This window comes from Arthrobacter sp. lap29 (assembly GCF_032458965.1).
GTDB classification, from domain to species: Bacteria; Actinomycetota; Actinomycetes; order Actinomycetales; family Micrococcaceae; genus Specibacter; species Specibacter psychrochitiniphilus.
Window position 1 is genome coordinate 1 of the sequence record NZ_JAUCEK010000024.1, and the last position, 3,509, is coordinate 3,509.

Annotated in this window: 2 protein-coding genes; both read left to right on the top strand. The window is 56.3% G+C overall.

Annotated features, from left to right (window positions below; translation table 11 throughout):
• The first annotated feature begins 56 nt into the window (after positions 1–56).
• Positions 57–1,787 (top strand): DUF4158 domain-containing protein, encoded by a 1,731-nt coding sequence (locus RY113_RS18255; RefSeq protein ID WP_315915803.1) that lies wholly within the window; start codon positions 57–59, stop codon positions 1,785–1,787.
• Positions 1,736–2,992: a transposase gene (locus tag RY113_RS18260; RefSeq protein ID WP_315915805.1), complete on the top strand. Its 1,257-nt coding sequence runs from the start codon at positions 1,736–1,738 to the stop codon at positions 2,990–2,992. Before RY113_RS18255 ends, RY113_RS18260 begins: the two co-directional genes overlap by 52 nt.
• The last annotated feature ends 517 nt before the right edge of the window (positions 2,993–3,509 follow it).

Genomic DNA, 3,509 nt, shown 5'->3' on the forward strand with positions numbered 1-3,509 from the left:
GCCCGGTACTCCTAAAGGTGTCGCCAGGGGCAATCTAGATGTGGTTAGGTTCTGGTATGGGCCTGGAACTGACGAGTGAACTTCTTGATTCGTGGACTTTAGTCGATGACGACGTGGCATTGATGGCGAAGAAGTCAGGAGCGACTCGGGCAGGGTTTGCTGTCCTTTTGAAGTTCTTTCAGCACCATGCCAGATTTCCAATCGGTCCTTCTGAGCTTCCGCTGGGAGCGTTGGACTACATTGCGGCGCAGACTTCTGTGCCAGATATTGAGCTGGGTCCGTATTGGGGTGGCCGCTCGATCAAATACCATCGCGCCGAGATCAGGTCTCATTTTGGATTTCGGGAGTTCACCTCGGCTGATGAGGCCCGGTTGGCGGGGTGGTTGGCTGAGCGGGTATGCCCGTCGGGGATTCGGGAGGCTGCGCTTCTTGAGGCTTTGCTGTCCCGGTGTCGTCAGGAGAAGATTGAGCCGCCTGGGCGTGCTGGCAGGATTGTTGGTGCTGCCCGGGCGTTGTTTGAGCAGCGCCTATGTGCTGATGTCGTCAGCAATCTTGGGTCTGCTGGTGCGGCTGGATTGGAAGCACTCGTAGTTGACGGTTCAGCAGGTTCCTTGTTGGCAGTTTTGAAGGCTGATCCGGGCCCGGCTGGGTTGGAATCATTGTTGTCTGAGGTGGAGAAGCTTTCAGCGGCCCAAGCCCTTGCTCTGCCAGCTGGTTTGTTTGCAGGTGTGTCGGAGAAGGTAGTGAGCGCGTTGCGGGCCAGAGCGGCGCGGATGTATCCATCGGATTTCTGGGACACTCCTCAGCCGGTGAGGTTGACGTTGTTGGCTGCGTTGTGTCAGCAGCGTACGGCTGAGATCGCTGACAGTCTGGTGGATCTGTTGCTGGTCTTGGTGTTGAAGATCAATACCAGTGCGGTCAGGAAGGTTGAGAAGGAACTGACCGAGGACCTACAAAGGGTTCGCGGGAAGACGGCGTTGCTGTTCAAACTGGCAGAAACGGCAGTCGCTCGCCCGGATGAGACGGTTCGCAATGCCGTGTTCCCGGTGGTGAGTGAGAAAACCCTGCGGCAGCTGGTCCAGGAAGCAAAAGCTAACGAGACAGTGTTCCAGGGCAAGGTACGGACGGTGTTGAGGGGGTCGTATTCGAATCACTACCGGCGCATGCTGCCGGCGCTGCTGTCCGTGTTGCGGTTTCGGTGCCACAACACGGCATTTCGTCCCATTATGGACGCTATCGTATTACTGAAAAAGTACGCGGAAGATGGAAGTAAGACCCAGTTTTTTGCCGCCTTCGAGGAGGTTCCGGTTGCAGGGGTCGTGCCCAAGTCCTGGGAGGGTGCTATTCGGGATGAGAAGGGCCGGATTGAACGGATCCCTTACGAGCTTTGCCTCCTCGTGTCTTTGCGGGAGGCATTGCGCCGTCGCGAGGTTTTCGTTGATGGTGCTGGAAAGTGGCGGGATCCCGAAGATGACCTTCCCCAAGATTTCGACGCTTCACGGGAGCTCCACTATGAGGCCTTACGGAAGCCGTTGGACCCTGCCAGGTTCATTTTTGATCTGAAGTTGAGAATGACCAGGTCATTGGAACAGCTGGATAACGGTTTACTGGCAGATACGACCGGTGGCGTGAAGATCACCAGACGACGTGGGGCGCCGTGGATCAAGGTACCCAAGCTGGAGAAACTCGAGGAGCCGGCAAATCTGGGCAAACTCAAGGCCGAGGTCCTGGCAAGGTGGGGCACCCCGGGGACTTACTTGAAGTCCTCAAGGAAGCTGACTTTCTGACTGGGTTCACCGATGAATTCGCCTCGGTCGCCTCCCGCGCGGTCCTTGACCGGGACACCCTGCGCCGGCGGTTGTTGCTCTGCCTTTTCGGGCTAGGTACGAACATGGGTATCAAAGCAGTGACCGATGCTGGTGGCCATGGAGAGAGCGAGCGGGAGCTGCGCCATGTTCGCCGGACCTTCATCACCAAAGACAATCTGCGCCAGGCAATCATTAAAGTTGTCAACGCTACGTTCGAAGCCAGGAACCCGGCATGGTGGGGTGAGGGGAACGCGTGCGCGTCTGATTCAAAGAAGTTTGGATCTTGGGAATCGAACCTGATGACCGAATGGCACAATCGCTACGGCGGGCCCGGCGTGATGATCTACTGGCACGTGGAGAAGAAATCAACCTGCATCTACTCGCAGTTGAAGAATTGTTCCTCGTCCGAGGTAGCTGCGATGATCGAAGGAGTCCTGCGCCATGACACCGAGGCGGAGATTGAAGCGAACTACGTCGATACCCACGGGGCCTCGATTGTGGGATTTGCGTTCACCGAACTCCTTGGCTTCAAGTTGCTGCCGAGGTTGAAGAACATCGGTTCCATCCGTCTCTACCGTGTCAGCAATGAAGAAAGCTACGCGGAGATCAATGACGTGATCTCTCGTCCGATCAATTGGGAGATCATCGCCCAACAATACGATCAGATGATCAAATACGCCACCGCCCTCAAACTTGGTACCGCCGAATCGGAAACCATCCTACGGCGCTTCACCAGGGGAGGGCCGAAGCACCCTACCTACCAGGCCTTGGAGGAACTTGGCAGGGCGGTGCGGACAATCTTTGCCGCCGACTACCTCGCCAATGAAGACCTCCGACGTGAAATCAATTCAGGGCTGCAAGTCGTGGAGAATTGGAATAGCGGCAACGACGTTGTCTTCTACGGCAAAAACCGTGACCTCACAGGTCCTGACCGGGAAACGACCGAAGTCTCCATGCTCGCCCTGCATCTACTGCAATCGTCGCTGGTCTTGGTCAACACGTTGATGCTGCAAACCGTGCTCGAGGTTCCAGAGTTTAACGAAATGCTCGAGCCAGAAGACCGCAGGGGCCTCACTCCGTTGTTCTGGACCCATATCAACCCCTACGGGCGTTTCACCCTCGACATGACCACCCACCTAGACCTGGGCCAGGTGGGTGCGAAACCGGCGGAAAGAGGGCATTGATGCGGTCACGCATGGATGGATACTTTTCTAACAAGCCCGAAGAAAAAATTGGCTACGCCGTACCGGTCGAGTTTGGGACAAGGCCCACATATCCAGGACCCTCGTCATATCGGTAGCCAACCGGGTAGGAAGAAAAGATCACCCCGTTAGTAAAGCGCCCACCAACTGCCTCAGCAAATGATTGCGCTTCGTCTTGAGTAGCGAACACACCAAGAACAGTGTTGTGAGCAGATTCATCGTGCTGAACGATCCACTCTTCAGGGGTCATACATTCTCAGTACGGTCCCTTGTTGGCTGACGCCAGGACATCGCCGTGGACTACGTTGAACGCGTGCTCCGGATCGCGACCACTATCCCCGGGGCACTCGCCTTTCAGGGGATCAGTAGTATTCGGACCATGTTGGCCCGGTACCCCTTTGGGTTTCCCGAGTTGCCAAGTTGGGGCAAAATCCAAACTGGCAACTCAGGACGTGAAAAGCGCACTGATTCTATACCTCGCGATTCTATCGTCCACCCC